At 33.7% G+C, this 5,536-nt stretch carries 6 protein-coding genes; 1 reads left to right on the top strand and 5 read right to left on the bottom strand.

Translation table 11 applies throughout. From position 1 onward, the window contains the following. Nucleotides 1-213 precede the first annotated feature (213 nt). The 5 genes from E7419_08120 to E7419_08100 form a co-directional block, all read right to left on the bottom strand. Nucleotides 214-1,548, bottom strand: coding sequence for a phosphomannomutase/phosphoglucomutase (locus E7419_08120; GenBank protein ID MBE7015145.1), 1,335 nt, complete (start codon nt 1,546-1,548; stop codon nt 214-216). A 4-nt stretch (nt 1,549-1,552) separates the two neighbouring features. Continuing rightward, nucleotides 1,553-2,515: a LytR family transcriptional regulator gene (locus E7419_08115; GenBank protein MBE7015144.1), complete on the bottom strand. Its 963-nt coding sequence runs from the start codon at nt 2,513-2,515 to the stop codon at nt 1,553-1,555. Between the two features lie 111 nt (nt 2,516-2,626). Further along, a complete protein-coding gene (locus E7419_08110; GenBank protein MBE7015143.1) occupies nt 2,627-3,511 on the bottom strand; it encodes an SPFH/Band 7/PHB domain protein in 885 nt (294 codons plus the stop codon). A 2-nt stretch (nt 3,512-3,513) separates the two neighbouring features. Beyond that, nucleotides 3,514-3,951: an NfeD family protein gene (locus E7419_08105; protein MBE7015142.1), complete on the bottom strand. Its 438-nt coding sequence runs from the start codon at nt 3,949-3,951 to the stop codon at nt 3,514-3,516. An 88-nt stretch (nt 3,952-4,039) separates the two neighbouring features. Next, complete coding sequence (locus E7419_08100) at nt 4,040-4,849, bottom strand: mechanosensitive ion channel (GenBank protein ID MBE7015141.1); 810 nt, start codon at nt 4,847-4,849, stop codon at nt 4,040-4,042. Nucleotides 4,850-5,183: 334 nt separating this feature from the next. Between E7419_08100 and E7419_08095 the strand changes: the two genes are divergently transcribed. Beyond that, on the top strand, nt 5,184-5,536 hold a 353-nt coding region (locus E7419_08095; protein MBE7015140.1), incomplete at its 3' end, for an ATP-binding protein.

The raw sequence follows: 5,536 nt of genomic DNA, 5'->3' as shown, positions 1-5,536 counted from the left end.
AACTATATTTTGCCATAAAAAACCGACCTCCCAATTGTTAGAATTTTGGTCTAACAATTGGGGGTCGGTTCAAACCCTTGCCATTCTTTGCTTTTTAACAAAATGAGCCTTGCCGTACTTTAGTACTGTCTGCATTCATTTTGGTAAAATATCCCATCCTTTTTCGAACTCTGCCAGCGTGTCGATAGGTTTATCGACACGCTGAGGAGATGTTTAAACATCTCCTTTTATCATTTTGGTCATATATTCTTTTTTTTCTTCTAAAAGCGACTTGGAATTTGCTTCAACTACAAGCCTTAAATAAGGCTCAGTGTTTGACATTCTTATATTAAACCACCAGTTATCAAAGTCAAATCTTATACCGTCAAAATCATAGAATTTAATATATTTTTCTTTTAAGAATTCATCTTTTATTTTTTCAATTACTTCTTTTTTGTTTTCAATTTTAAAATTAATTTCTCCCGAAGAGTGCCAACTTGCAAATTCGTCAATAAAATCTGCCAAATTAATATGATCTCTTTTCCACTCAGAAACTGTATTCAAAACATAAATTGCAGCTAAAATCCCGCTGTCGCAATTTCCGAATTCTTTAAAATAATAATGCCCTGCAAGTTCGCCACCAAAAAGTGCGCCCGTTTCTCTTAACTTGGCTTTAGCAAAAACGTGGCCTACTTTCCAGATTACAGGCTCGCAGCCTAAAAGTTTAATATAATCACTGCAGGATTTTGAAGAACGGATATCGCATATAACTTTTTCTCCTTCTTTATCAAGAAGAGCAAATGCCAGAACATTTATAATAAGGTCGGGAGAAACAAATCTGCCCTTATTGTCTATAAACATAACCCTGTCTGCATCGCCGTCAAAAATAATTCCGATATCCGACTTAGTGCTTATAACTTCATCTGTAATCATTTTCCTTGAAGATTCTTCTATAGGATTAGGGGAATGATGAGTAAATTCCCCGTCCGGCTCACCTAAAATAATATTCGCATTCTTACCGAATATATCTCTTGCAATCAGGCTTGCCGAACCTGAAGAACAGTCTATGCTGAACTTTAAGTTAGAAACTTTTTTAAGTTTCTTTTTCATAAAGGAAACATACTCGTCCTTAATATCTTTAATAATTTCGTTTCCTTTGTTTACAGCCGGTTTTATTTCTTCATTTTCTACAAGTTCTTTAAGTTTTAAAAGCCCGCTTTCCTGACCGACAGGAACAGCATCAGGACCTGAAATTTTAAAACCGTTGTATTCTTTCGGATTGTGAGATGCAGTTATCATAACAGTTGTTTTATAACCTTTGTTTTTCGCTATGTAATAACTCATAGGTGTTGTGGTAACACCATAGTTATGAACAAAAGCGCCCGAATCGATAATCCCCTGCTTTAAGTTTTCATAGATTTCTATAGATGATGTTCTTATATCAAAGCAGACTGCAATCTCTTTTGCATCAAAAAGTTTATTTAAGAAAAACCCGATTTTGTATGCCGTATCTTTATTAAAATCTTTATTATAGATTCCTCTTATATCATACGCTTTAAATATTGACATAGTTTTACTCCTTATCAGTAGGTTCAGGAAGTTTGTCAGCCAAAAAGACTTCATTTACAAGTTTATCGGTTTCCTCTCTGTCACAAATATAATATGATATATTGGAAATTGTAGCAGATTCGCCCGGAAGTCTGAAAGTATTCATACTGTCCCCTGTCATCGCTTTTACAACAGGAAGGAAAGTAAACACATCGCCGATTTCAATATTGGTATCTATGTTTTCTATAATTTCATCATAAATTTCATCAATTTTTCCTAAATACTTAGGATTTAATTTTTGTTTGAAAAGTTCTTTTATGAACATTTGCTGAGCATCTATTCTTCCTAAGTCCGCCGATGCATACCCTGAACGGAAACGGCAGAACTGCTCTGCTTTTGCACCATTTAAAACCTGTTTTCCCGGATATAAGTCGATAACTAAGTCCTGAGTAGGGTCAACATAATACATTCTTTGAGGAACATCAATTTCAACCCCGCCCAGAATATCAATTATATTCCTGAACGCTTTTGGATTTATAACAACATAATAGTTAACAGGCATTCCTATAAGTTCAGTAACTTTTTCTATAGAAAGTTCCTGCCTTTTACCTTCTTTGCCCATGCCGTAAGCAGAGTTTATCTTACCAAAACTGTTTCCGAGTTTCACTCTTGTATCTCTCGGAACAGACATAATATTAAGTTTATTTGTTTTCTTATTTAAAGATGCAAACATAATAGTATCAGTAAGCATTCCGCCTTTATCGGTAGCCATAACAAGAATGTTAACTCTGCTTCCCGATATTTTGGTTGTACCGGCATCTTTACCGTCATTAGTTTTATATACAAACATTCTTGCTGTATACACTCCCATAAGAAGCACTATACACATAACAAGAACAAGTGATACAATTTTTGCAAACTTTTTAAAATTCATTTGTAATTCATCTCCGTAATCTACCTGATAAATGCATAATCTTACAAATATCATTTTAACATATATATTTTCAAATTAAAAGTACTTTATTTAAAATTTCATAAAAAATTTACTCCCTCCAAGTCGCTATATAACTTAGAGGGAGTCATTTACTTTAATATCTAGTTAGTCTTTCATCAGTTCTTTAACGCTTGTAGCAAGTCCTGCCAGTTCCTGAATTTTAGATGGTATAATAATCTTTGTAGCATTTCCGTCTGCTATTTTTTCAAAACTTTCAAGTGCTTTTATCGCAACATAAGCATCTGACGGATTGGATTCGTTTATTTTCTTAATACCTTCTGCGATAGCGGTCTGCACTGCTAAAATTGCTTCTGCCTGACCTTCCGCTTCTTTTATTGCAGTTTGCTTAACTGCCTCAGCACGAAGGATTGCAGATTCCTTTTCCCCTTCTGCGCGCAAAACTGCAGATTTCTTTTCCCCCTCTGCAATAAGAATTGCTTCTCTTCTTTCACGTTCTGCTTTCATTTGCTTTTCCATCGCATTCTGAATTTCTTTAGGCGGAATAATGTTTTTAAGTTCAACCCTGTTTATTTTAATTCCCCAAGGGTCTGTCGCTTCATCTAATATTGAACGCATTTTAGTATTAACCGTATCTCTTGATGTTAATGTTTCATCAAGTTCCAAGTCCCCGATTATGTTTCTTAAGGTTGTTGCAGTAAGGTTTTCAATAGCCATCATAGGCTGTTCAACACCATAAGTGTAAAGTTTGGGGTCGGTAATCTGAAAGTATACAACAGTATCAATCTGCATTGTAACATTATCTTTTGTGATAACAGGCTGAGGTGGAAAATCCACAACTCTTTCTTTCAAATTAACTTTTTTTGAAATCCTGTCAATAAAAGGCACTTTTATATGAAGACCTACCGACCAGGTTGTATAATAACCACCAAATCTTTCAATAACATAAGCATACGCCTGAGGAACAATTTTAACGTTCCCGACAAGTAACACAACAATAATTGCAAGTAATAATACAATGATAAATTCCATATTTATTCTCCTTTCACAATAAGTTTGACACCTTCAATTTTTAAAACAGTAGCGGTTGAGCCTTTTAAAATTTCTTCTCCGTTTTCACTTTTTACTTTCCAGGAAACGTCATTTACTATAGCAGTTCCCTGATTTTTGGAATTATCAACATCTTCCAAAATCAGAACTTTCTGACCTATAAGCCTGTCAGAGTTTGTAGGATTTTTATTCTCCTCTTCATTTTTATGATAAAACTTTTTAACAAAAATAACACAAAGTATAGAAACTGTTAAGAATACTACTATTTGCGCCCACGCCCCCGCGCCAAGAATTTTTGCAATAAGAGCGAAAAAAGCGCCTCCTGCAAACCATATACTTGTAAGCGAAGAAGTCAAAGCCTCAGTAATTAAGAAAACAACTACTGCAACTGACCAGATTACAATTTCTAACATAAACCTCATCTCCTATCCGATGGACTAAAAAAGGGACTGCCCTTTTTGCGCCTATTTTCCAATACATCTAAAGTATATGAAAATCCTATTTTAAAAATTAATTTTTTACGTGAACATCAACCTGTGGGAAAGGAATTTCAATATTTTCTTCATCAAATTTCTTTTTAACCTGTTCAAGCAAATCAAAATTAACAGCCCAGTAATCCTCAGCCTTACACCATACACGAACTGTATAAGTAAGAGCACTTTCATTATGTGAAGATAATCTTACAAAAGGTTCAGGATCCTTTAAAACAAGATTATGAGCGTTAACAACTCCTGACAAAACATTTTTCACTTTATCCACATCAGAGGTGTAAGATGTATCAAAAGTTAAGTCTACACGCCTTAAATCTTTAGCGCTGTAATTTTCTATAACTGAGTTTGATAAAGTTCCGTTAGGGATTGTTATGACTTTATTATCAGGGGTTGTGATAACAGTGTAAACAACAGTTATTTCCGAAACTGTTCCTGCGTTTCCTCCCACATCAATGTAATCCCCGACTTTAAAAGGTTTAAATAATAAAATCATTATTCCGCCTGCAAAATTGCTTAAAGACCCCTGCATTGCAAGACCTATTGCAACACCACAGGACGCAAGTGCTGTGATAAATGATGTTGTAGGAATTCCCATCATCATTGCAATCGTTATAAAAAGAACAATATACAATGCAATACTTGAAAAACTTGATAAAAATGTTCTTATCCCATCATCAAGTTTATCTAATCGACTTGAAGTTTTAAGCCATTTTTTCAGCCATTTTATAACTTTTAGCCCTATAATCAGAACAATAAGTGATGATAAAATTTTCGTTCCCAAAGAAGCAAACAGTTCAAATAAAAAATTCCATATTATATCTAAGTCCATATTTATCACTCCATTTTTAAATTAATTGTTTCTATAAAAACAGCTAAATTAAATTCACCTTATAGCTTACCAAAGGTCAATTTAGCTACGAAGTAATTTAGCGTGCGTCAACACATTTAGCTCACCGTAGGTGAATTTAGCCGATTTCATCTTTGTTAAAATCATTATATCATCAAGCATCAAATATTTCAATATTTTTAAAAAATATTCATAGTTTTTTAAAAATCGGATTTTTATATACATAATTTATTGACTTTAAAGGCAAACTATGTTAAAATGTGATTAGTCAAATCGTGATTAGACTAATTTAAATGCTACGGCGAGGTAAACTGATATGTTTATAGGACGTGAAAATGAATTAAAATATTTAAACAACTGTTATAAAAGCACCAATGCTGAATTTGTTGTATTGTATGGCAGACGAAGAGTTGGTAAAACAGAAACATTAACTGAATTCTGCAAAAACAAGCCGCATGTTTTTTATTCATGCCGTGAATATACACCTGAAAAACAACTTAAAGAATTTTCCAATGCACTTCTTTCATGGAAACCGGAAGTAAAAGCATATACCGATTATTTCTCCGATTGGGACAAAGCATTTGCTTTTATAGGCGAAATGGAAGGCAAAGAAAAGACTATCATTGTAATTGATGAGTTTCCGTATATGTGCAAGAATAATCCAAGTAT

It is taken from the genome of Oscillospiraceae bacterium (assembly GCA_015068525.1).
Taxonomy (GTDB): domain Bacteria; phylum Bacillota; class Clostridia; order UMGS1840; family HGM11507; genus SIG450.
This window is presented reverse-complemented; position numbering and strand designations above follow the sequence as displayed.